Annotated in this window: 24 protein-coding genes; 10 read left to right on the top strand and 14 right to left on the bottom strand. The window is 32.2% G+C overall.

Features of this window, described 5'->3' with window-relative positions; genetic code table 11:
• Window positions 1–40: 40 nt before the first annotated feature.
• From ACNFIH_RS05685 to ACNFIH_RS05675, 3 genes are read left to right on the top strand one after another with little or no spacing between them, the layout of a single operon-like run.
• On the top strand, window positions 41–1,642 hold the full coding sequence (locus ACNFIH_RS05685; RefSeq protein ID WP_426485848.1) for a S8 family serine peptidase: 1,602 nt from the start codon (window positions 41–43) through the stop codon (window positions 1,640–1,642).
• A gap of 11 nt (window positions 1,643–1,653) precedes the next feature.
• The gene (locus ACNFIH_RS05680) at window positions 1,654–2,598 is read left to right on the top strand and encodes an NAD(P)H-dependent flavin oxidoreductase (protein WP_426485847.1); all 945 of its coding nucleotides are present in this window, start codon (window positions 1,654–1,656) and stop codon (window positions 2,596–2,598) included.
• A gap of 20 nt (window positions 2,599–2,618) precedes the next feature.
• Window positions 2,619–3,029, top strand: coding sequence for a hypothetical protein (locus ACNFIH_RS05675; protein ID WP_035648834.1), 411 nt, complete (start codon window positions 2,619–2,621; stop codon window positions 3,027–3,029).
• Between the two features lie 161 nt (window positions 3,030–3,190).
• Here the strand turns inward: ACNFIH_RS05675 and ACNFIH_RS05670 are convergent, their stop codons facing one another.
• Window positions 3,191–3,628: a DUF4268 domain-containing protein gene (locus tag ACNFIH_RS05670; protein ID WP_426485846.1), complete on the bottom strand. Its 438-nt coding sequence runs from the start codon at window positions 3,626–3,628 to the stop codon at window positions 3,191–3,193.
• Window positions 3,629–3,719: 91 nt separating this feature from the next.
• Here ACNFIH_RS05670 and ACNFIH_RS05665 point away from each other — a divergent pair, with 91 nt between their 5' ends.
• Window positions 3,720–4,370, top strand: coding sequence for an NUDIX hydrolase (locus ACNFIH_RS05665; protein WP_426485845.1), 651 nt, complete (start codon window positions 3,720–3,722; stop codon window positions 4,368–4,370).
• A 126-nt stretch (window positions 4,371–4,496) separates the two neighbouring features.
• Window positions 4,497–5,306, top strand: coding sequence for a lysophospholipid acyltransferase family protein (locus tag ACNFIH_RS05660; RefSeq protein ID WP_426485844.1), 810 nt, complete (start codon window positions 4,497–4,499; stop codon window positions 5,304–5,306).
• A gap of 83 nt (window positions 5,307–5,389) precedes the next feature.
• Here ACNFIH_RS05660 and ACNFIH_RS05655 read toward each other — a convergent pair whose 3' ends face one another.
• Genes ACNFIH_RS05655 through ACNFIH_RS05645 form a run of 3 tightly spaced genes read right to left on the bottom strand, consistent with a single transcriptional unit; the run spans window position 5,390 to window position 7,629 of the window.
• A complete protein-coding gene (locus ACNFIH_RS05655) occupies window positions 5,390–6,022 on the bottom strand; it encodes a hypothetical protein (RefSeq protein ID WP_142449575.1) in 633 nt (210 codons plus the stop codon).
• An 8-nt stretch (window positions 6,023–6,030) separates the two neighbouring features.
• On the bottom strand, window positions 6,031–6,525 hold the full coding sequence (locus tag ACNFIH_RS05650) for an RNA polymerase sigma factor (protein WP_059118031.1): 495 nt from the start codon (window positions 6,523–6,525) through the stop codon (window positions 6,031–6,033).
• Between the two features lie 42 nt (window positions 6,526–6,567).
• Window positions 6,568–7,629: a DUF3810 domain-containing protein gene (locus ACNFIH_RS05645; protein WP_426485843.1), complete on the bottom strand. Its 1,062-nt coding sequence runs from the start codon at window positions 7,627–7,629 to the stop codon at window positions 6,568–6,570.
• 196 nt (window positions 7,630–7,825) lie between these two features.
• Here ACNFIH_RS05645 and ACNFIH_RS05640 point away from each other — a divergent pair, with 196 nt between their 5' ends.
• A complete protein-coding gene (locus tag ACNFIH_RS05640) occupies window positions 7,826–9,286 on the top strand; it encodes an aminoacyl-histidine dipeptidase (protein WP_426485842.1) in 1,461 nt (486 codons plus the stop codon).
• A gap of 253 nt (window positions 9,287–9,539) precedes the next feature.
• On the opposite strand, the gene ACNFIH_RS05635 is transcribed toward ACNFIH_RS05640, so the two are convergent.
• Window positions 9,540–10,106: a hypothetical protein gene (locus tag ACNFIH_RS05635; RefSeq protein WP_426485841.1), complete on the bottom strand. Its 567-nt coding sequence runs from the start codon at window positions 10,104–10,106 to the stop codon at window positions 9,540–9,542.
• Window positions 10,107–10,242: 136 nt separating this feature from the next.
• Between ACNFIH_RS05635 and ACNFIH_RS05630 the strand changes: the two genes are divergently transcribed.
• Window positions 10,243–11,136: a winged helix-turn-helix domain-containing protein gene (locus tag ACNFIH_RS05630; protein ID WP_426485840.1), complete on the top strand. Its 894-nt coding sequence runs from the start codon at window positions 10,243–10,245 to the stop codon at window positions 11,134–11,136.
• A gap of 99 nt (window positions 11,137–11,235) precedes the next feature.
• On the opposite strand, the gene ACNFIH_RS05625 is transcribed toward ACNFIH_RS05630, so the two are convergent.
• The 9 genes from ACNFIH_RS05625 to ACNFIH_RS05585 all read right to left on the bottom strand — a co-directional run bounded on the left by ACNFIH_RS05625 (window position 11,236) and on the right by ACNFIH_RS05585 (window position 18,526).
• The gene (locus ACNFIH_RS05625) at window positions 11,236–11,649 is read right to left on the bottom strand and encodes a hypothetical protein (protein WP_426485839.1); all 414 of its coding nucleotides are present in this window, start codon (window positions 11,647–11,649) and stop codon (window positions 11,236–11,238) included.
• Window positions 11,650–12,183, bottom strand: a complete 534-nt coding sequence (locus ACNFIH_RS05620) for a hypothetical protein (protein ID WP_426485838.1) — start codon at window positions 12,181–12,183, stop codon at window positions 11,650–11,652.
• Between the two features lie 66 nt (window positions 12,184–12,249).
• Window positions 12,250–12,609 (bottom strand): hypothetical protein, encoded by a 360-nt coding sequence (locus tag ACNFIH_RS05615; RefSeq protein WP_035648816.1) that lies wholly within the window; start codon window positions 12,607–12,609, stop codon window positions 12,250–12,252.
• 184 nt (window positions 12,610–12,793) lie between these two features.
• Window positions 12,794–13,495, bottom strand: coding sequence for a hypothetical protein (locus ACNFIH_RS05610; protein WP_426485837.1), 702 nt, complete (start codon window positions 13,493–13,495; stop codon window positions 12,794–12,796).
• Between the two features lie 199 nt (window positions 13,496–13,694).
• Entirely contained in the window at window positions 13,695–14,183 is a 489-nt protein-coding gene (locus tag ACNFIH_RS05605; RefSeq protein ID WP_426485836.1) for a HEPN domain-containing protein, read from the bottom strand.
• Window positions 14,184–14,495: 312 nt separating this feature from the next.
• On the bottom strand, window positions 14,496–15,269 hold the full coding sequence (locus ACNFIH_RS05600) for a carboxypeptidase-like regulatory domain-containing protein (RefSeq protein ID WP_035648807.1): 774 nt from the start codon (window positions 15,267–15,269) through the stop codon (window positions 14,496–14,498).
• A gap of 209 nt (window positions 15,270–15,478) precedes the next feature.
• Window positions 15,479–17,383, bottom strand: a complete 1,905-nt coding sequence (locus tag ACNFIH_RS05595) for a DEAD/DEAH box helicase (RefSeq protein ID WP_142449565.1) — start codon at window positions 17,381–17,383, stop codon at window positions 15,479–15,481.
• Window positions 17,384–17,577: 194 nt separating this feature from the next.
• The gene (locus tag ACNFIH_RS05590; RefSeq protein WP_426485835.1) at window positions 17,578–18,156 is read right to left on the bottom strand and encodes a non-canonical purine NTP diphosphatase; all 579 of its coding nucleotides are present in this window, start codon (window positions 18,154–18,156) and stop codon (window positions 17,578–17,580) included.
• Window positions 18,128–18,526: a DUF2809 domain-containing protein gene (locus ACNFIH_RS05585; RefSeq protein ID WP_426485834.1), complete on the bottom strand. Its 399-nt coding sequence runs from the start codon at window positions 18,524–18,526 to the stop codon at window positions 18,128–18,130. The genes ACNFIH_RS05590 and ACNFIH_RS05585 overlap by 29 nt, the downstream gene beginning before the upstream one ends.
• Window positions 18,527–18,649: 123 nt before the next feature.
• Between ACNFIH_RS05585 and ACNFIH_RS05580 the strand changes: the two genes are divergently transcribed.
• From ACNFIH_RS05580 to ACNFIH_RS05570, 3 genes are all read left to right on the top strand, one after another.
• Entirely contained in the window at window positions 18,650–19,828 is a 1,179-nt protein-coding gene (locus tag ACNFIH_RS05580; protein WP_426485833.1) for a glycoside hydrolase family 88 protein, read from the top strand.
• Window positions 19,829–19,962: 134 nt separating this feature from the next.
• Entirely contained in the window at window positions 19,963–20,742 is a 780-nt protein-coding gene (locus ACNFIH_RS05575; protein WP_426485832.1) for a hypothetical protein, read from the top strand.
• A gap of 89 nt (window positions 20,743–20,831) precedes the next feature.
• Window positions 20,832–21,467, top strand: coding sequence for a hypothetical protein (locus tag ACNFIH_RS05570; protein WP_426485831.1), 636 nt, complete (start codon window positions 20,832–20,834; stop codon window positions 21,465–21,467).
• Window positions 21,468–21,526 lie beyond the last annotated feature (59 nt).

The following is a 21,526-nucleotide window of genomic DNA, read 5'->3' as shown; positions in this document are numbered from 1 at the left end:
ATACTTTTTTACAGGGATTTTCCCTTTTAAAAAGTAGGCTATGAAATACTGTTTTGCATTTTTTTTATTGCTTTTTACTTCCGCGATGTTTTCGCAAGAAGATGCATGGGTTTATTTTAAAGATAAACCGAGTTCGCAATCTTTTTTAGACAAACCTTCTGATATGCTAACACAGCGTTCTTTAACCCGAAGAACAGCTCAGAATATTGCATTAGATATTACCGATGTTCCTGTTGAAAAAAGTTATATATCCCAAATAAAAACGAGCACAGGAATTACCGTTTTGGTTAAATCAAAATGGCTGAATGCGCTTCATGTAAGAGGAACTCAAACTAATGTTTCGGCACTAAAATCATTATCATTTGTTGACAAAGTAGTTTTTACTAATAAAACGCTGAATACGGGAAAAAAGGTTAACGAAAATAATGTCGTTCAAACAAAAAATAAGCTTAAAACGACTATTGATTATGCGTATGGAAATTCTGCAAATCAAATCCAGATGCTTAATGGACAGGCTTTACATAAGCAAAATTATACTGGATCAGGAAAAATTATTGCAGTTTTAGATGCTGGTTTTCCTGGTGTGAATACTGCTCAGCCTTTTCAAAATCTTCAAACAAAAAACAGAATTCTAGGAGGATATGATTTCGTTAATAGAAATACCAATTTTTATACCGGCGATGATCACGGAACTTTAGTGCTTTCGACGATGGGCGGCTATAAAGAAAATTCTTTAGTTGGTACAGCACCAGATGCTTCCTATTATTTGTTTATAACTGAAAATGATGCTTCAGAAAATCCGATTGAAGAATCGCTTTGGGTTGAAGCAGCTGAAAGAGCGGACAGTCTTGGAGTTGATATTATTACAACTTCTTTGGGTTATTTTGAATTTGATAAAGCCGGCGAAAGTCATACATATAGTGACATGAATGGTAGTACAGCTTTTATTTCAAGAGGAGCAGAAATTGCCTTCAATAAAGGAATTATTGTATTGGCTTCGGCAGGAAATGAAGGGAAAAATCCAGAACCACATATTGGTGCTCCCGCTGATGCAGTTTCTGTACTTGCTGTAGGTTCAGTCAATTCGGCAAAAGTAAAATCTGATTTCAGCTCAATTGGGCCAAGTTTTGACAATCGGGTAAAACCTGATATTATGGCGCAGGGAAGTGCAACAGCAGTTTCTGATGCTTCTGGAAATATTGGAACTTCAAACGGAACATCTTTCTCGTGTCCGGTTATGGCAGGAATGGTTGCATGTCTCTGGCAGGCATTTCCGACCAAAACAAACAAAGAAATCAGGCAAATGATTTTAGAATCATCAGATCGTTATACGGCTCCAAATTTTAATTACGGTTACGGAATTCCAAATTTTGGCGCTAATTTAGGTATTAATGATTTTGTCATAAATTCGACTTTTTCGGTATTTCCGAATCCTGCAAAAACAATAATTTCGTTTTCTTTTCCGGAGGAAAATTACACTGCTTCAGTGGCGATTTTTTCGGTTTTAGGCCAAAAAGTAATTGAAAAACAAATTACAAATCAGAACCCATTTCTTTCTGTAGAAACGTTAAACAGCGGTCTTTATTTTTATACTTTTGATGCTGATGGTTTACATAAAACAGGAAAGATAATCAAACAATAACAGCATATTGCATGAATAAAATTACGCAGCTTTTTAATATAAAATACCCAATAATACAAGGTGGAATGATTTGGAACAGCGGTTACAAATTAGCTTCTGCAGTAAGTAATTCTGGAGGTTTAGGGCTTATTGGCGCTGGATCAATGTATCCGGAAGTTTTAAGAGAACATATTCAAAAATGCAAAAAGGCAACTGATAAACCTTTTGGAGTCAATATCCCGATGTTATATCCTAATATTGAAGAAATCATGAATATAGTGGTGGAAGAAGGCGTGAAAATTGTTTTTACTTCGGCTGGAAATCCTAAAACATGGACTTCATTTTTAAAAGAAAAAGGAATTACGGTTGTTCATGTGGTGAGCAGCAGTGCTTTTGCTTTAAAAGCTCAAGATGCTGGAGTTGATGCTATTGTAGCTGAAGGTTTTGAAGCAGGCGGACATAACGGACGTGATGAAACAACAACATTAACGCTGATTCCGATGGTGAGGGAAAAAATCCAAATTCCGCTTATCGCAGCGGGTGGAATTGCAACTGGAAGAGGAATGTTAGCAGCGATGATTCTTGGTGCTGATGGCGTTCAGGTAGGAAGCCGTTTTGCAGCATCATTTGAATCTTCAGCCCACAATAATTTTAAAGAAACGATAGTTAATATCAAAGAAGGTGATACTCATTTGACTTTGAAAGAATTAGCTCCTGTACGATTGGTAAAAAATAAATTTTATCATGACATTCAGGCCTTATATGAGAAATGTCCATCTAAAGAAGAATTAGTTCAGCTTTTGGGAAGAGCCAGAGCAAAAAAAGGAATGTTTGAAGGAGATCTTGAAGAAGGCGAGCTTGAAATTGGACAAATTGCAGGACTTATTCATGAAATCTTGCCTGTTGAGCAAATTATGCAGCAAATGATGACTGAATTTGATGCTGCATCCAAAGAAAAGTCTAAATTTGAATTTTAATTACCTGTAAGAAATATTTCATGAATTTTATTCGCATCTCTATATTGCTATTGTTTTTTGGTTTTGGACTGCAAGAAGCTCAAAGTCAGTCGTATAATTTTAAGACATCTGGTTTTAGTGTTTTAGAGAAAAATCAAAAAGGAAAATGGGGCGAATGGTCTAACCTGGATTTGGTGAACTTGAGTGTTGTTTTAGATACTAATAAACACCGAATTGTAGTTTATTCTCAGGAAATTCAGCTTTTCAATATTTTGGATTACATCGAAAGAGAGGAAAATGACACTGATATTGTATATTCTTTCATGTGTAAAGACAATGATGGGAAAGAATGTAAACTTTCAATTATTACCCGAAAAAAACAAGATTTTCGTAAACAGCTTTATATCAATTACGACGACCATATTATTGTTTATAATATTTTTAGTGTGTAATTAAATTTTAAGGTGCTAAGGTTCTAAGATACTGAGGGACTAAGTTTTTTTGAACTTAAATTAAATAATAAACCCGGCAGGTTTTTAAAATCTGTCGGGTTTGTTATATAAATTCAAAACTTAGTAGCTTAGAACCTCAGAACCTTATCATCTTTAGAACCTTAGTTTTCAATATCCTTAATAAACTCATCATATTCCAAATAAAACATTTCCAAAGCGTGCATGTTTTCGTTGAAGAAATCAAAAATTGCATCCCAGTTATTTCGATTGCTGAAACCAACTCCTAATTTCTCGACCCAGATTCGGCTGATGATTTTGCCGCTTTCCAGCGTATAGTTTTTTTCGAAAACCAAATCTTTAATAAATTCTTCTTCCAGAATATTTTTTAGCGCTTCAATCTTTTCAAAATAGGCAGTTCGTTTTTCGTCACTTCGATGTTCGATGTCAATTAAAACTTGTGCTTTTTTATTATCTACAAAAAACTTAAAAGAGAAGTCTTTGATTTTTGTATCATAAAGAACCCATTTTCTCGGATACTTTTCTGCAAAAGCTACCCAAAATTCTCTTTTTATTCGTTGTGATTCTTCTCTACTGTACATTATTTATGGCTTTGTCTTAGAAAATTTGTAGAACCGCATTTTCTAGAGTATATTTATATTTTATTTGAAAGTACAAAAATAAACTTTGAATATGGATTTTCAAGATTTTTTGCAATATGTTCCTAATTTAATTCCTGTTGAACTGCCAGCGACGACATCGCATATAAAAATGGCGCCCAAAGAACGTATGCAAGAGCTTAAAAATCTTGATTTAAGCGCTAAAAACCCAAGGATTGCTGCTGTTATGATGTTGTTTTATCCTAAAAATGGAGAAACACATTTAGTTTTGATCGTTCGAAATGCCTACAATGGAGTCCATTCTTCACAAATTGCATTTCCGGGTGGCAAATATGAAATTTCAGATTTTGATTTTAAAGATACCGCTCTCAGGGAAACCAATGAAGAAATTGGCGTTCTTCCTGAAAAAATAGAAGTTGTAAAACATTTTACCCCAATGTACATTCCGCCAAGTAATTTTTTAGTGCATCCTTATATGGGAATTGCTAAAGAAGAGCTTTCATTTTATCCAGATATTCGGGAAGTTGCGGATATTATTGAGTTGCCTTTATCTGTTTTTCTAAATGATGAAATTATTATTGAATCCACATTGTCAACTTCTTATGCAATAAATGCCTTGGTTCCGGCTTTTAGTATTCAAAATCACGTTGTTTGGGGTGCGACAGCGATGATATTAAGTGAGCTGAGAGATGTTCTGAAAAGTGTTTTAGGCGAAAATTCGTAAAAATGAAAAATTAACGATTTGATATTCATTATTATAACGATTTATTTCCGAAATTGCTTTATAGTATTGCTAAAAGAATAATTTTTGTATGTTTGCGAACTAACAAAAAAAATACATTAAACAGCTATGGGATTGTTTAAACGAAATCCTTTTGGACATATTTTATTCATCAAGAAATGGTTAATCCGTGTCTTGGGAGCCATGACGCACCGCAGATACAGAGGATTTAATGAATTACAGATTGAAGGATCTGAAATTATTAAAACATTGCCTGATACAAATGTGCTGTTTATTTCCAACCATCAAACTTATTTTGCTGATGTTGTGGCAATGTTTCATGTCTTTAACGCAAGTTTAAGCGGACGTCAAGACACTATTAAGAACATTGGTTATTTATGGCAACCAAAAATGAATATTTATTATGTCGCTGCAAAAGAAACAATGCAAGCAGGTTTGTTGCCAAGAATTCTTGCTTACGTTGGAGCAATTACAGTTGAAAGAACATGGCGAGCAAAAGGTGTTGACGTAACTGAAAAAAGAGATGTGAATCCAAACGATACTGAAAATATCAGAATTGCACTTGAAGACGGTTGGGTAATTACTTTTCCGCAAGGAACCACAAAGTCTTTTAAGCCTGTTCGTAAAGGAACTGCACATATTATCAAACAGCATAAACCAATTGTAATTCCTATTGTTATTGACGGTTTCCGCCGATCATTTGATAAAAAAGGTTTACGAATGAAGAAAAAAGGAATTCTACAGTCTTTTATCATCAAAGAACCTCTTGATATTGATTATGAAAATGATACAATCGAAGAAATTGTTGAAAAAGTAGAATACGCAATCGAACAACATCCATCATTCTTAAAAGTTATTCCAGCTGAAGAAATCAAAGCGCAAGAAGAACTTAACAGATTAAGACAATGGGAATACTAAGAAGTTTAGTTTTTTAGAGATTCAAGTTTCAAGTTTGAAAAAAAACCTAGAATCTTAGCACCTTAGAGCCTTAGTATCTTAAATTAGAAATCAATTTTCTTCAACTCTTTATAATTCGAATACAATCTTCGTAATAAAGTTCCGTACAATAATCTGTAAATACACCAGAATAAACCCAATATTCCTAATATTATCAGAAATAAAATTCCGACAGTAAAAAACATTGTTTTCCCGCTTTCGGCAAGTTGTTCTCTAAAAAAGGCCATATCTGGATTGTAAACAAAAGCAATAAAGTAGCTTAAAATAGTTATTAAAACTAGCATTCCAAGATTATACCATACATAATACTGAACTGTTTTTCGAGTTCTTAAAATCGCACCCATGAGAGATTTTGTCGCTACGGTAGTTGAGATTGTTTTATAGTTTTTATAAAAAATAACGATAAAAACCAGAACAACTACATAGTTAAAATAGGTAAGTATTTCCATGGCTAGGACAATCTCTGGATGATTCATTTTTTGCAATAAATCATCGGTATTGATGAATAAATTTGAGAAAGTCCAAAAGCATACTTCCAAAATACTGATAATCAAAATCCACTTCACAATGGAAGATGATTTTTTGTGAATCATTTTGTAGATTTCTTTTTCAGAAATTTGCTCAAAAGAATCCGAGTTCTTTTTCCAGTCTTTTTTTAATAAATCCAGTTCTTTCATAATAATTTTTAAGGATTTAGTATTTTTTTAAGTTTCCCTTTAATTCTGTTCATTTTCACGCGCGCATTCACTTCACTGATTCCTAAGGTTTCAGCTATTTCTTGATAATCTTTGTCTTCTAAATACATAAAAACTAATGCTTTTTCGATGTCGTTGAGCTGATAAACAGCTTTATACATCAATTTAATTTGTTCTTCCTCTTCATAATTGTAATCAACATCTTTTACAAAATGCTGATGACTTTCATATTCTACTGTCGATATAGTTCTTTTGGTTTTTCGGTATAAGGTAATTGCAGTATTTAAAGCAACACGATAAGTCCATGTCGAAAATTTACTGTCGCCTCTAAATTTTGGATAAGCTTTCCAGAGCTGAATAGTAATTTCCTGAAACAAGTCTTTATGAGCATCTTCGCCAGCAGTATATAATCTACAAATTTTGTGGATTATATTCTGATTTGCCTGCAATTGCGCAACAAATGACTGTTCTAGATTTTCGCTCATATAAGTATTAGTAGTTATGAAATCATTTTTGTTACAGTTGAATCAAAATTTTCTCGTTTTATAATAGTTTATCATCAAATCAATAAACTTACTGTAACTTTCCATTCCGTCTTTTTGATTATTTGTTTTTAAGAAATTATCCCATAAAAAATGAAAACCTTTATCGATAAAGGTGTCATATTTTTTCCAGAAATCCTGACTTTCCTGATAGTTTTTTAAGATTCCGATATGAACTGTTTTCTTCAATTCGTTAAAAACTTTTTCGTTTTTAAATTGCCAGATTCCAAGACAATAACGCAAAGCAAAGCTATATCCTGAATATTGATAATACAGATTATCGTTTTTAACCGAAGCCAAAACGCCGATGAAATTACATTCATTTTCACTGGCAAAACCAATTTGATGCGCCATTTCGTGTGAAGTTGTTATTGGGAAATTATACATTGGTAGCAAATCATTTACTTGAGCCTCATTTGTAAACGGATTCAAATAACCTCCAAATCCCATATACGTAAGAGGAACGCTGAATAAAGATTTTTTGACACTTAAAGTTTCATATTTAAAAAAAGGATGTTCCTTGGCCAAGTTATCATAACCATTTAAAATCATCTGAAATGATTCTTTTTGAGAATATGGAAAAACTACTTTTGAACTGTCATTTTTTGTAATTTGAAACTGAATTTCATTCGTTTTTGCAATCAATCTTTTTGTAAAAGCTAAAAGTTCAGCATCAGAATATTCTCTTTTGATTTCCATTTTCTCGAAAAGCGGTTCGCGATAATAATTGAAAGCCCAAAGCAGATGGAAGAGGAAATAAAAAACAGAAATTTTGCCTAAGATTTTCAATAGATGATCTTTCCAATTAGTTTTCCATGTTTTTCTAATTCTCCAAAACCAACTAATAATAGAAAGAATTAATAAAGCATAAATGCAATCTCCAACAGAAAATGGAATTTTGCCTAAAGCGCTTCTTAAAAAATGTGAAATCCGAACAAATAAATTGTTGCTATAAAAACCTTCAACATAATCTGGGAAGTATTGCAGAATTTTTAAAAAGATAATCTGAACTAAAAGAAATAGAGGTAGAATATATTTTGATTTCACAGTATATTTTTTGGATACGTAAATATAAATACAATTAAAAAAAGTTTGCCACGAATTCCACAAATTTTCGCTAATTGCTGATTTGTTTAATTTTAGAGCCATTATAATTTGTGCTAATTCGTGCAATTTGTGGCGAAAAAGCATTTAAACTTTGTAACTTTGGGACTCTTAATTGTTAAACTTCAAACAAAATATAATGAGTCAGGAAATTAGAAATCTGGAGCCAAAAGCACTTTGGAACAAATTCGCAGATTTAAATGCTGTTCCGCGTCCGTCAAAAAAAGAAGAACGTGTTATCGAGTTTATGAAAAACTTTGGAAACAGTTTAGGTTTAGAAGCTTTTGAAGACGAAATCAGAAATGTAATCATCAGAAAACCTGCAACTCCAGGAATGGAAAATCGCAAACCAATCGTAATGCAGGGACACCTTGATATGGTGCACCAAAAAAATGCAGATACTGTTTTTGATTTTGATACTCAAGGAATCGATATGTATGTTGATGGTGACTGGGTTCGCGCTCGCGGTACAACACTTGGAGCTGACAATGGGCTAGGAGTAGCAACAATTATGGCAATCTTGGAAAGCAAAGATATTCCGCATCCGGCAATTGAAGCTTTATTTACAATTGATGAAGAGACAGGAATGACTGGTGCTTTAAACCTAAAAGGAGGAATTCTTCAAGGTCAGATTTTATTGAATCTGGATACAGAAGAGGATGACGAAATTGATATTGGATGCGCTGGTGGAATCGATGTTACAGCAACAAGAACATACCACGAAGAAGAAGTTCCGGAAGGATCTGTTGGATATACGATTACAGTAAAAGGCTTAAATGGAGGACATTCAGGAATGGATATTCACAAAGGTTTAGGAAATGCCAATAAAATCATGAATCGTTTATTGTTTGATGCATTTGAAAACTTCGGTTTGCAGATCGTCGAAGTTAACGGAGGAAGTTTAAGAAATGCAATTCCGAGAGAAAGTGTTGCTAAAGTAATTATTTCTCAAATGTTTGATGAAGCTTATGTGTACGATATGCAGGAAATTATTGCTGATATCAAAGCAGAATACAAAACAACTGAACCAAACTTATCGATTGAAATCGTAAAAGGTGATTTGCCTGAAAAAGTGATGGATTTAGGAGTTCACGAAGGAATTATCAGAGCCATTTACGCAGCACACAACGGCGTTTACAGAATGAGCGCTGATATGGCTGATTTGGTTGAAACATCAAACAATATTGCTCGTGTTGTTATTAAAGACGGAGAAGTATTAATTGGATGTTTGACACGTTCGTCTGTTGAATCTTCAAAATTTGATTTGGCTAATTCTTTGCGTTCGGCTTTTGAATTAGTAGGTTGCGAAGTTGAACTTACAGGTTCTTACCCAGGATGGACGCCAAACGTAAATTCTGAAATCTTAGAAGTTTTAAAAGATATTTACGAAAAACAAAATGGAGAACAGCCGAAAGTTGTAGCTTGTCACGCTGGTTTAGAGTGCGGAATTTTAGGAACAAATTATCCGGATATGGATATGATTTCTTTTGGTCCAACTATTCACGGAGCGCATTCTCCAGACGAAAGAGCAAGTATTTCATCTGCTCAAAAATATTGGAAATTTGTATTGGAAATTCTTTCGAATATTCCAGTTAAATAAAGTTCTCAGTTTTTAGTCACAGTTTTCAGTTTCCTTTGAGATTGAAAACTGCGACTGAAAACTAATTAATCCCTTTTAGGAGAATTTTTCTTTTCTCTTTTTTCTTCTTTTTTTTCTTTAGCCGTTTTTAACGGTTCTTTTTTTGCTGTTTTTTTAGCATCTTGACCTTTTGACATGATTTGCTTGTATTAGAGTTAATTACAAGTAAATATAGTGTTTTATGGTATGTAAATGTATTTCATGATTTATTTACTTAACAGCCATCTTTGTTAGGTTCACGCATATAAATCGTTTTATTATCTCGTTCTACATAATCACCCATTATTATTGGGTATGAATATTTTGGAGCTTGCGATATGTGATGACTTCTTATAATTATTTTGTCGTTAACTTTTAGTGTATGCAATTGCTCAAAACCATTGTTGAAATTAAACATATTCTCATTAGACTTTTCTGGTCCAAAAGAAAGAATATAATCGTCACTATTAATCCTCACCATCATACCAAAACCTAATCTTGAGCCATCCGGAAGAGAAAGAGAGGTTACAACTGCTTCCATATTGGTATAATTCTTAATGGATTTGCTTATTTTAAAAGCTCTGTTATGTACTTTCTGACCCGCATCAGAGGCTTCCCATTTTTTGTACATTATACCATCAGGTGTAGCTTCCCATTTTTTTAATGCAGCTTTCCTTTCTGCAACAGAGAGAGGTTTTGAGATTGTATTTTTAATGGTTTCATTTTTAATTTTACGATTAGCAAATAACACTCCGCTTACTACAACCAATAATAAGATCAGCAAATAAATGATTTTTTTCATGTTTTTGATGTTTTAATTAATACTCTAATTTTATCTCTTTTTAAAGTTTATGAAGCAAATTACTTTATTATTTTACGGATTGTGAGCTTAAAATTGTAAATAAAAATGTAAACTTTGTAAATAAAAACTTGATACTATGTTTAATAGCAGAAATCTACTTTCAGGAAAACGCAAATACGTGTTGGGATTATTATTTCTCTCCTTTATCTGTGTAATCTGTGCTGCTTTTAGCGGTAAGGATAGTGATGACTTTGACTATGCCAAAAGAGAAATATTGCTCCGAAGAATTGGACATGAAATATTGCTAGAGTCGGGCGATAGTATATCGAGAGTACTACCTGTAAAAAAAATCGCAGAAAATGAATATCTGATTAGTTTTGAGAATGACTTTACTTTTCAGCCAGACAGCTTAATGGCTACGACTAGTCGAATTTTAGACAAATCCTCATTTACAAATGATTATATTGTTAACGTTTTGAACTGTAATAATTCAAGTGTAGCTTATGGATATGCTATATCTAAAAACAAGAGAGATAATATTATAGCCGGTACAGGAAGAAAGCAGCCCAAAGCCTGTTATAGGATTAATATTAAGTTTGAACCAACAAGCATAAATATAGTTAAGAATGGATATCTTCTGGGCGGCCTGTCCTTTTTAGGATTTTTAGGATTTATTCTTTTGAGATCTTTTAAGCCACAAAAGGCTTTATCTTATAATGAACATAAAGATAGTATCACTTTGGGCTCGGCGTTATTTGATGCCATGAACAAGAAACTTTTTGTAAACGGAAAGCCAATTGACTTAACCGGAACGGAAACCCGTTTACTGCTCATTTTTGCATTGTCTCCCAACGAAATTATAGAAAAAAGCCGAATTCAGAAAGAAATATGGGAAGATGAAGGCGTTATCGTGGGACGTAGTTTGGATATGTTCATATCAAAACTTAGAAAAAAACTGGAATTTGATCCGAATTTGAAAATTGTTGTTGTACGTGGGAAAGGGTATAGGCTTGAAATTAGCGGGTTATAAATGGATTTGCCACCTAAGCGATAACGAATAGGTGAAGCAAATCATTCTAGTAAGTCAATTGCTTAAATTTGTTGTTATAACTATTTTGAGACGTATTTTCTATTTCGTTTTACAATATATTTCCATATTTGGTAAGCCTGGAGGATTGTTTTTTCCATCAGAAACTAACACCAAGATAAGTTCATTTTTACTAATTTTAGTTATGCGTGAATTTGTTTTGTTGTTGATTGAAAGGTCAATGTATTTTTTCTTTTCATTAAAAGTCCATTTTCCTTTTTGCTTAGTTTTTTCCTTAATTACTAAATAGGAGTTGTCAGAATTAAACTCAAGTTCGAAAGCAATGTTATTTGGTAATTGATTAATTCTCATTCCATTCATCATTGCGTAATCTGCTTGCCAGGTTTTGCAAAGAACTTTGTTCAATTCGGTTTTCGTTTGTGATACATTTTGAGCTTTTGAATTAAAGTTTATTCCAAAAAATAGGCTCAATGTTAAGTAAAATATTTTCTTCATTTATAAAGGTATATTAATCGTTGGAGTATCTTTTACATATTTCACATCAATAGCATTACCTTTTTTTAAATCAGGTCTTGATTGAAATATTTCTTTACCATAATATTTTTTCCCATCAACGTAAAAAGAATAAATAACTAACCATGATTCTTTAGCTTCTTTACCTTTAATGAAAAATCCATCCTGATGAACAATATCAGTAATATTTGCTTGTGTAGTTAAGCTGTATTTCTCGCTAATTGTCTTGATTTTTTCTTCAGATGTTGTTCCGCCATGAATATTTGAGTTTAATAAATTCATTGTTATAACCGTGATTATTGCACAAGCAACAAAAGTCATTTTTCCATCATTAAACATACCGACTCCATCAGCAGAAGCAAAAAAAGTTTTTAAGAAAAAGTATGAAGGAATAAAAATTAAAAGATAATTAGCAATAATTGACAGCAGACCATGAAGTGGAGGAGAGTTCTTTACTAAAAAATATGCTGCTATAAATCCTAAAATTAAAAAAATTGAGGCTAATGTTTTTTTCATTATTTATTGGTTATGTTTATAAAGATTTGGTTCGATTGTTTATTGTAGTAGCTGTTATTGTGGTGTTTATTTGATTTTGGCGATAATAGTATCGGAGTAAGAGATTATAACTATTGAATCGTTGTTTTCTTTTTTAATTAATTTGTAAGGAGCAGGAATGATTAACAAGTTAGGTTTAGGTTTATTCAAACGCCAAATTGAATTATCTTCTACGCCTAATTTCTCAATTCCTTTTATAATCTCTACATTATTATTTAAAAAATATTTGCCATTTATTACAAGTACACCTCGTGGCGTTTCAACTTTTTTAACTTCTAAATTATAGGCATCTTTTTTAGTTATTTCTTTTGGATTGGAATCTGAGCAACTTATGCAGAAAAGAAATGTAGTTGTAAATAGTAACAATTTTAATGTTTTTAATTTCATCTTAAGTATCTTTTCTTGATTTTATGCAGTACTGTCAACGTTCTGATGCTATAATAAGTTAGGAATTTAATTAAGCTTTATTCTCGGATTTGCTAAATCTCACAAATAGAAAACCATTTTTTCATAAAGCCAATTGCCTAAATCCGTTGTATAGCTATTTGGTATAGTATTTTCGGCATTATGTTTATTCTAACTCAATTTTCTTTATTATATGAATTCCGCCAATACTATATGCAACATCAATAGGAATTGGTTTGTCTTTTAGTTGAAAATTTCCGTTTTTGAATGGAGTAATTCTTTCGTCGATTAGAAAAAAGTAGTTTTCTTTGTTTGTCAATATGTCTAGATTGTCATTTGTTAGTTCTACGGGTTCAACATATTCAACCATCCCAAGTTTATTTAATTCAGGAATCGTTATTTTTTGACCATTTATTTCGCAAACGCATTTCTCTCCAAGTCCTGGCATTCCAAACCAAGGTATTGCTTGTGCAGTTTGTAATGAAATGTTTGAAGTATTGCCAACAAAAAGAAAGTTTTTAATTTTAAAAGTTTCAAATACGGGAGGCAATGATTTTTTAGGAAATGGTTCTTCAGCTTTCCAAAAGAACATAACTTTATTTAGCCATTCTTGATCGTTTAGGTCCGTGCAAACTAAATTTTCAGTCCAATAGTGCATATATAGTTGGCTTGCTCGAAGTAAAATTGTTGATTTGTCAACACTTTCTCTTTGTTTTTCTGTTAATTGTCTAATGACTTTATATCCATAATTATCTCCTGTCGAAATAAATTTGTCGCCTTTTTCTAATTGAACAGTTTCAGTTTCTGCTAAATTTTGCGAATTGTCTTCTGTTTGTTTCTTTCCAAAAAGATTGTCTAAAAATCCCATATTATATTTTGTTGTAAAATGTCTTATTTTCTCTGTAGTTCTGTAGTGTTATGCCCAACGTTCTGTTACTAAAGCTGGTGTGGAAGTAAATTAAGCTCTATTTTTGGATTTACCAAATCTCACAAATACAAAACCTTTTTCCATTAAGCCAATTGTTCAAATCAGTTGGAGTAACTGTTTGTTGGTGGCTGATTTTTTTTTATCTGCCTATTCCTAATTCGAGAACTCTTTCAGTTATAGCACTCCTTAAATTCTCGATGTAAATAAATGATTTAGTTTCGTTTTTCTGTTCAAATATGTACCTAAAATCAACAAATAAACTTGAAATATCACTCAATATGTTATCAAAGTCGTTCGAAATTTTTATTCCACTCTGTTCTTCTAATTCTTTAATATTTCTTGGTGGATTTTTAATTATGTCAGCTTTAAAATTTCTTCTAATTTTATCTTTGGTATCTTCAGTCAATTCATTAAATATCGTTTCAATACTGTGAGTTTTTTTTATTGTACCCTTTTCGTATTGAAGTATTGATTTTAAGTAAAGTTCTAGACTAAATGATGCCATTACCCAAGCAGGTATAAAATATTTATTTGGATCTGAAATTCCAAATTTAAAAAGTAGCTCCGCTGAGTCTTCAAAACGCTTTGCTTGTAAAAAGATTGTGTTACTCAGTTTGTCGTTTTTCATTATTTAGTTTTCTTTAAATTCCTTTTTTCTAGTAAACTTGCCACCAACGAGTAAATAAGTTTGATGAACAGACTTATAACTCTTAAATTAGGTAGCTTTGTTTGTTAAGTAGTAGTTTTTAATTATTTTGTAATAACTCAAATATAGAATATTTGTCTTATAAATCATCAAATGAATTTTTAATTTATTGAATACATTTCGTACTAATGTTTATAAATTTCCGTGGTTTTGCTACATGGTTAAAAATCAAAAATCCCTGACCGCTTTTGGCAATCAGGGATTATTTATTTATTTTATTATAAAAGTAATTTTTTAATTTCTCTTTAATACTTTATACTGCTCATAACAGCCACTAATCGCATCTAAAATCTGCAAATCATTTGCTTGCTGAACAAAAGATTCTGAGTAGTTGCAACGCTGTAAAATTTCCGGAATTTCTTCTTTTGTAATTCCTAAAAGCAAGGCAAGAGTTTCACGGTCATATTTAGTTTCAAGAAGATTTCTGATCGTATCATCTTTCTTCATGTCTTTAAGTTTCTTGAGCTCTTTTCCATTTTTTCCAAAGAAATTATAAAGCATATCGGCGGGGTTGAAAATCGAACCTAATACTTTTCCAAAAGCATTTGGAGCGTATTCACCAGCTTCATAACCTTGAGTAAGTCCAGAAATACTGTAACGATAATTTTCCTTAGTCGGAATTAATTTTGAGTCGATTTCAAGATATCCAGTCAAGCTGAAAGGAGCAATAACAACTTCTTCAAGTGCAATTGCTTTTTCAGTAAGCTGAATTCTTGTGATTTTGTTTTTTATCCAGTCATTGGTAACTCTGATACGCAAAGATTGGAATCCTAGAAGAGAGAATTGCAGTGTATCATTTTGTTGAACATCAATTTCAAAATAACCTTTAGCATCAGACTTTGCGCCTAATACTTTGTTTTTGTTGATGATATTTACGTTTGGAAGAGGTTGTTTGCTATTATCATTAAAGATATAACCTGAAACTCTTTGTGGAGTTGTTGATTCTGTTTCTTGAGCAAAACCAATACTCGTAAGTAATACAAAAAAGAAAACTGCGAAATATTTCATATCCTGATTTAAAGCACTAAAAGTAGTAAATCGGGATTAAATATTTTGTAGTCTTGGAATATAATTATAAGAAAATTAACAAAGCAAAAAAGTCTTACTTTTAGTATTTAACTAAAAAGAGGCAAGGAGAAAGGTTTTTTGTATAAAAAAATCCCAAATTCCAATTATGTCTGGAATTTGGGATTTTATATTTATAAGATATTAAATAATTAATCTCTTCTTGGTCTTCTTGGTCTTGACGAATCGCCAAAGCTTTCAGAACGTCTTGGAGCTCTGTCTGAACCACCTTCATTTCTTCTGAAACCACCTTCTCTTGGAGCAGAATTTCTTTCACCTCTGAATCCTCCGCCAGAACCTTCACGTCTTGGAGCAGAATTTCTGTCGCCTCTGAAGCCACCTCCAGAACCTTCACGTCTTGGAGCAAAGTTTCCTTCTCTTCTCGGTCCGCCAGAATTTCTTCCACCACCACGGTTGTTGTGATCGCGTCTTCCGCCACCGTCGTTTTTAGAAATTTCAACATTAATACGACGTCCTTCTAATTGAACGTTGTTTAAGATTTCCATTACTTTATCAGTGTGCTCAGGATCAGTGTTAAAGAAAGAGAATCCTTCTTTTACATCCACTTTGAAAACGTCATCACGACCTAAGTCTAATGTTTCTTTCAAATAATCTTTAAGAGACATCCAGTCGAAATTATCTCTTGAACCGATATTTACAAAATAACGAACTGCTCCGTTATTATTGAATTCTCTTGGTTCAGAATCATTTCTTTCGCGTCTTTCTCCTGAAGATTGAGCAGAAATATCTCTATTCTTTTTATAGTAAGCAATAAAACGGTTAAATTCTACTGAAACCATTTTCTTAATCAATTCTTCTTTAGATAAATCTTCAAGAACGTTGTTGATTGCTGGTAAATAGTTGTCAATTTCGTGATCAACTTCAGTATCTTTAATTTTATTTGCTAAGTGCAATAATTGAATTTCGCAGATTTCGATTCCAGATGGAATAGTTTTTTCTTCGAATTTTTGTTTGATGATTCTTTCGATAGAAGAAATTTTACGCAACTCACTTTTTGTAACGATTACAATAGAAGTTCCTAATTTTCCAGCTCTACCAGTACGTCCAGAACGGTGGTTGTACGTTTCGATTTCATCAGGCAATTGGTAGTTTACAACGTGTGTTACGTTATCAACGTCAATACCACGTGCAGCAACGTCAGTAGCAACAAGCATCTGAATTTGTCTTCCACGGAACGATTTCATTACACCATCACGTTGTGCCTGAGATAAATCTCCGTGTAACGCAGCAGCACTATATCCATCTTCAATTAATTTTTCAGCAATAGCCTGAGTGTCTCTTTTTGTACGACAGAAAACTACAGAGAAAATATCTGGATTAGCATCAGCTAAACGTTTTAAAGCTTCGTAACGATCACGTGCATTTACTAAGTAAAATTCGTGAGAAACTGTAGATGAACCTGAATTTTTAGTTCCAACAGTAATTTCAACTGGTTCGCTCATGAATTGTTTTGCAATTCTTGCAACCTCTTGTGGCATAGTTGCAGAGAACAACCATGTGCTTTTTTGATCTGGAGTATCTGATAAAATCGATACGATGTCTTCATAGAATCCCATGTTCAACATCTCATCAGCCTCATCAAGAATACAGTAATCTATATTTTTAATGTTAACCAAACCTCTGTTGATCATGTCTTGCATTCTTCCTGGAGTTGCCACAATAATTTGTGCTCCTCTTTTAATCTCTCTAGCTTGCTCTGTAATACTAGCCCCGCCGTAAACTGCTACCACATTAATACCTTTTTCGTATTTTGAGTAGTTTTTAAGTTCGTTGGTAATCTGTAAACAAAGTTCTCGTGTTGGCGATAAAACTAATGCCTGTGTATTTCTGTTGTCAGCATCAATTTTTTGAATTAGCGGAAAACCGAAAGCTGCCGTTTTCCCTGTCCCTGTCTGAGCCAACGCAACCATATCTGTGTCTTTTTCCAATAATAGGGGAATCGCCTTTTCCTGTACCTCTGACGGATTTTCAAATCCTAGATCTAAAATCGCCTTCAGTAACGATTCATTCAATCCTAATTGTTCAAATTTGTTCATATGTATTTTTAAAATAGGGTGCAAAATTACTGTTAATTATTCAGATAAACTAATGCAATTTTAAGATTTATGGATTTGTTATGATTTGATTATCAAAAAGTTATGTTTGAAGTAAAATCATTTTCCAAAAGAAATCAAAAAAAATACGTCGTGAAATATCAATTTTACTCAATAAAATGTTGTATTTTAAACAATTATTTTGTTGAGTTCAGAAAATCAATTAGTTGTTCCGTTGCTTTTCCGCGATGACTTATTTTATTTTTGATTTCTGAAGATAATTCAGCAAAAGTCTCCGAATAATTTTCCGGCTGAAATATCGGATCATACCCAAAACCTTGATTTCCAGTTTTATTTAAAGTAATATTTCCTTTAGCTAAACCAGTAAAAAGGTGTTGTTTTCCTTCTAAATTTAAAGCAATAACGGTTTTAAACTGTGCGCTTCGATTTTCTTCATTTTTTAAAGCTTCCAAAAGCTTATTCATATTATCGTCAGCATTTTTTTGTTCGCCTGCATATCGCGCCGAATAAACTCCCGGCTCTCCATTTAAGGCTTTAACTTCTAATCCTGTATCATCAGCAAAACAATCATAACCGTATTTTTCAGTTACGTAATTTGCTTTTAAAATAGCATTGCCTTCAATTGTATCTGCTGTTTCTGGAATTTCTTCATGGCAGCCAATATCTTCTAAACTTAATAATTGTATTGAGCCGTTTAGTATGCTTTGAATTTCCTTGATTTTATTTTTATTGTTTGATGCGAAAACGAGTTTCATATATAGTATTTTTTAAAATAGTTTTTTCGATTAAAAAAATGAATAGTATTCCGAATGTATAAGCTAAAATATCGGACCATAAAAAGCCTTGGCCTAAAACATATCGTCCAAAAAGTGTTTTTCTGAGTTCGACCATCCAGTCACCTTGATAAAGCTGTAAAAATTCAATTGCATAACAAATCAATAAAGAAAGAAGTGCAATTTGAATGGGTTTTTTATTGATTAATATAATTCGTACCAAAACATAAATCATTACAGCATACAGAAAATCACCAATACATAAAGGTACGAATGAAATTTTTCTTGAGATGATTCCAAGAAAAATAATTAATAAGAATAGAATGAAATATTGAAATCGGGATTTTTTCAAACTTAGATTTTTGTTGGTAGGATTAGTCCTTTTTTGGGTAAACAAAAATACAAAGATTCGTATAGGTTTACTTTATTTTATAAATTTATCGATTCAAAAAACTATTTATCTAAAAATAACCGCATGAATGTAAAATTTTTCACTTTGATTTCAGCTTTGTTTTTGCTTGGAAATCAGAGTTATGCTCAAAAAGACAATTCGTTTAATATTAAAAATCAGCTAAATTATTGTGCTGAACAGGCTTCAAAAACATTAAAAGTGATTCCGAATGATGGAAGTTCGCCAAGAACAGTCCCGAATGGAAGTAATGAATGGAAATTTGTTGGTTATAAAGATTGGACGAGCGGATTTTGGCCAGGAGAATTGTGGTATTTATACGAAGCAACTCGTGATAAAAAATGGGAGATAGAAGCCGATAAATTCAGCCGATTTTTAACGCCTTTATCTGTGAGTAAAGCCGGAGATCATGATTTAGGTTTTCAGGTTTTCAATAGTTTCGGAAACGGATATCGTTTGACAAAAAACAAAGAATACAAAGAAATTATTCTAAAAACAGCCGATACATTAGCAACGCTTTTTAATCCGAAAGTAGGAACAATTCAGTCTTGGCCTCATAATAAAATGGGCGGTCATAATACCATTATTGACAACATGATGAACTTGGAAATGCTTTTCTGGGCCTCTAAAAACGGAGGAAGTAAAAAATTGTATGATATTGCTGTGAAACATGCCGAAACAACAATGAATAATCATTTTAGACCTGATTATACTTCATATCATGTTGTAATTTACGATTATGAAACAGGAAAAAAGATAAAAGGAAGAACGGCTCAGGGATACAGTGACGACAGTATGTGGGCGAGAGGTCAGGCATGGGGAATTTACGGATTTACAATGGTTTACAGAGAAACAAAAGATCCTAAATTTTTAGATTTTGCACATAAAATAACCCGAGTTTATCTGGATAAATTAACAACAGAAGATTTGATTCCGTATTGGGATTTTAACGCGCCAGATATTCCAAATGCGCCTAGAGATGCCTCAGCGGCAGCAATTGTGTCTTCGGCACTTTTAGAATTGAGTTCTTATACAAAAGATAAAAATCTGAAAAAAGAATATCTGACAAAAGCTAAAAAAATGATTGTTTCGCTTTCAGATAATTATCAGAGCCACGATGTTAATTCGGCGTTTTTGCTTCATTCAACAGGTCATAAACCAGCGGGAAGCGAAATTGACTGTTCTATTAATTACGCAGATTATTACTATCTTGAAGCGCTTTTAAGACTTCAAAAACTAAAATAATTTTAAAATCTTGAAGAAGACCTTTTTTTCAATCCGAATCAAAATATTTTTATGTGTTAAGATTTGGATAAGAATTTCTATTGCTTATTTTCGTAGTAAAATATGTATTATTTTAACCGAAAAAAAATTGAACTATGATTAGAAAAATTACCCAAATCTTATTTGTTTTAACGATTTTATTGTCGTTGTCAGGTTGCCGAGATACAAAGCAAAAGACGCAAGCTTTTGTAAATGCATATAATAATTCGGCTTCTAATTTTAGTAACGAAATAATTACTTCGACAAAAGCAAAAGCATTTCTTGATCAAAAAAAAGTAGAAATCAATGTTGAGACTACTCTAGAACAAAACGAAAACAATAAAGCTGTTTACGGGCAGTTGTTTCCTGTTTTTTTAAAGCAGATGTTGTCAACAGATAAAGATGTTAAAGAATTAGTTGAAGAAGGTGTGGTTTTTCAAGTTGATTTTCTTGCAAATGATAATACATCAATTGCAGAATTCAAAATTGATCAGAAGGAATTGGCCGCACTAATAAAAAATAATGCAAGCAAACCGGAAGTTGCTGTGGGGCCATCAACATCAAATGGTAGTCCTGAGCTTCAGGAAATACTGGTTATGATGAATAAGAGTATGCCAGTAAAAAATGCTGATGGAAGCAAAATTGTGAAAATTTATCTTAACAATGAAAATCAACTTGTTTATCAGGTTGAAATGCCTGAAGATGTGCTTAAATTGCTTGAAAATAAAGCAGCCAATTCATTAGTAAAAGAAAGTATATTGAGAGAAGGTCAAGTGCAAAAAGTTGTTCGTTCTTTACTGCCTTATGGTATTAAGGATTTAAAATACGAATATTTAAATGCTAAAGGTAAAATCATTAATTATATGATTATAACTGAAAAAGATCTTAAATTGTAATGAGTGGTGAATCAACAAGCTGGAGAACAGTTCTAAGTGTTATTTTTGTGATTATTAGTGCGGGCAGGCTCTTGTACACTTGCTCAAATATGGATAGAAGAAATAATACTTCATTGAACAGTGTAGATGTTAGTCCGTATATTATGACTCAAGATGATGCTGAAATTAGAGCCGAACATAACCGAATTAATACTCTAATGACGCAGGTTAAAAAGAATAGACTTTCTAATAATTTGTTTTATAGTAATTATTCCGATTTAGATAGTTTGACCATTTCGCAACAAGAAGATTATGGAGTTTGCAAGCTAAAAAAAGATTCGCTGATTTTTATGAGCATAAAAGAAGAGTTAAATATTCCGAAAGGATATTATTTGCAAAATAATCATGATGATTCACTTCGTATGGCTTTTAAATCGCCCCGAAATCTAACTATTTTTATCCATGATTTTGAAACTAAAGAAAGTGTAGAGAATGGTTTTAAAAGTCTTAAAAGATACAGTAATCTGCAGAAGTTTAAAGTAGAGAATAACTTGAAAACAGGTAAAGTTTTTTCATATAAAATTTCTAAAGAAGGTAAAGCGTTCAATGGTTATGCTATAGCTTTTCAAAGCAAAACAAGAGATTACCAATTTTTTTATGAATTTGAAAGTAATACACTTTCAAAAGAAATATTAAAGGAAAAAGCGTTAGAATTTTTGCTTCAAAATACAAAACAAAAAAAATAGCGTTCTTTTGAATTTGACATCGTTATTAAATATAATTGCTAAATTTATTGACGTTAAAA

Source organism: Flavobacterium sp. 2, assembly GCF_049949195.1.
GTDB lineage: Bacteria > Bacteroidota > Bacteroidia > Flavobacteriales > Flavobacteriaceae > Flavobacterium.
The sequence above is the reverse complement of the archived record's forward strand: the minus strand, read 5'-3'. Positions and strand labels throughout refer to the sequence as shown.

Bases quoted from the DNA above. Each gene is read 5' to 3' on its own strand.
- ACNFIH_RS05670 (WP_426485846.1), bottom strand. From the start codon at position 3,628: ATGTACAGTAGAGAAGAATCACAACGAATAAAAAGAGAATTTTGGGTA.
- ACNFIH_RS05615 (WP_035648816.1), bottom strand. From the start codon at position 12,609: ATGAAATTAAAAACATTAAAATTGTTACTATTTACAACTACATTTCTT.
- ACNFIH_RS05675 (WP_035648834.1), top strand. From the start codon at position 2,619: ATGAATTTTATTCGCATCTCTATATTGCTATTGTTTTTTGGTTTTGGA.
- ACNFIH_RS05635 (WP_426485841.1), bottom strand. From the start codon at position 10,106: ATGAAAAAAATCATTTATTTGCTGATCTTATTATTGGTTGTAGTAAGC.
- ACNFIH_RS05610 (WP_426485837.1), bottom strand. From the start codon at position 13,495: ATGGGATTTTTAGACAATCTTTTTGGAAAGAAACAAACAGAAGACAAT.
- ACNFIH_RS05570 (WP_426485831.1), top strand. From the start codon at position 20,832: ATGGATAGAAGAAATAATACTTCATTGAACAGTGTAGATGTTAGTCCG.
- ACNFIH_RS05660 (WP_426485844.1), top strand. From the start codon at position 4,497: ATGGGATTGTTTAAACGAAATCCTTTTGGACATATTTTATTCATCAAG.
- ACNFIH_RS05600 (WP_035648807.1), bottom strand. From the start codon at position 15,269: ATGAAATATTTCGCAGTTTTCTTTTTTGTATTACTTACGAGTATTGGT.
- ACNFIH_RS05580 (WP_426485833.1), top strand. From the start codon at position 18,650: ATGAATGTAAAATTTTTCACTTTGATTTCAGCTTTGTTTTTGCTTGGA.
- ACNFIH_RS05655 (WP_142449575.1), bottom strand. From the start codon at position 6,022: ATGAAAGAACTGGATTTATTAAAAAAAGACTGGAAAAAGAACTCGGAT.
- ACNFIH_RS05650 (WP_059118031.1), bottom strand. From the start codon at position 6,525: ATGAGCGAAAATCTAGAACAGTCATTTGTTGCGCAATTGCAGGCAAAT.
- ACNFIH_RS05630 (WP_426485840.1), top strand. From the start codon at position 10,243: ATGTTTAATAGCAGAAATCTACTTTCAGGAAAACGCAAATACGTGTTG.
- ACNFIH_RS05640 (WP_426485842.1), top strand. From the start codon at position 7,826: ATGAGTCAGGAAATTAGAAATCTGGAGCCAAAAGCACTTTGGAACAAA.
- ACNFIH_RS05625 (WP_426485839.1), bottom strand. From the start codon at position 11,649: ATGAAGAAAATATTTTACTTAACATTGAGCCTATTTTTTGGAATAAAC.
- ACNFIH_RS05595 (WP_142449565.1), bottom strand. From the start codon at position 17,383: ATGAACAAATTTGAACAATTAGGATTGAATGAATCGTTACTGAAGGCG.
- ACNFIH_RS05685 (WP_426485848.1), top strand. From the start codon at position 41: ATGAAATACTGTTTTGCATTTTTTTTATTGCTTTTTACTTCCGCGATG.
- ACNFIH_RS05590 (WP_426485835.1), bottom strand. From the start codon at position 18,156: ATGAAACTCGTTTTCGCATCAAACAATAAAAATAAAATCAAGGAAATT.
- ACNFIH_RS05665 (WP_426485845.1), top strand. From the start codon at position 3,720: ATGGATTTTCAAGATTTTTTGCAATATGTTCCTAATTTAATTCCTGTT.
- ACNFIH_RS05620 (WP_426485838.1), bottom strand. From the start codon at position 12,183: ATGAAAAAAACATTAGCCTCAATTTTTTTAATTTTAGGATTTATAGCA.
- ACNFIH_RS05575 (WP_426485832.1), top strand. From the start codon at position 19,963: ATGATTAGAAAAATTACCCAAATCTTATTTGTTTTAACGATTTTATTG.
- ACNFIH_RS05605 (WP_426485836.1), bottom strand. From the start codon at position 14,183: ATGAAAAACGACAAACTGAGTAACACAATCTTTTTACAAGCAAAGCGT.
- ACNFIH_RS05680 (WP_426485847.1), top strand. From the start codon at position 1,654: ATGAATAAAATTACGCAGCTTTTTAATATAAAATACCCAATAATACAA.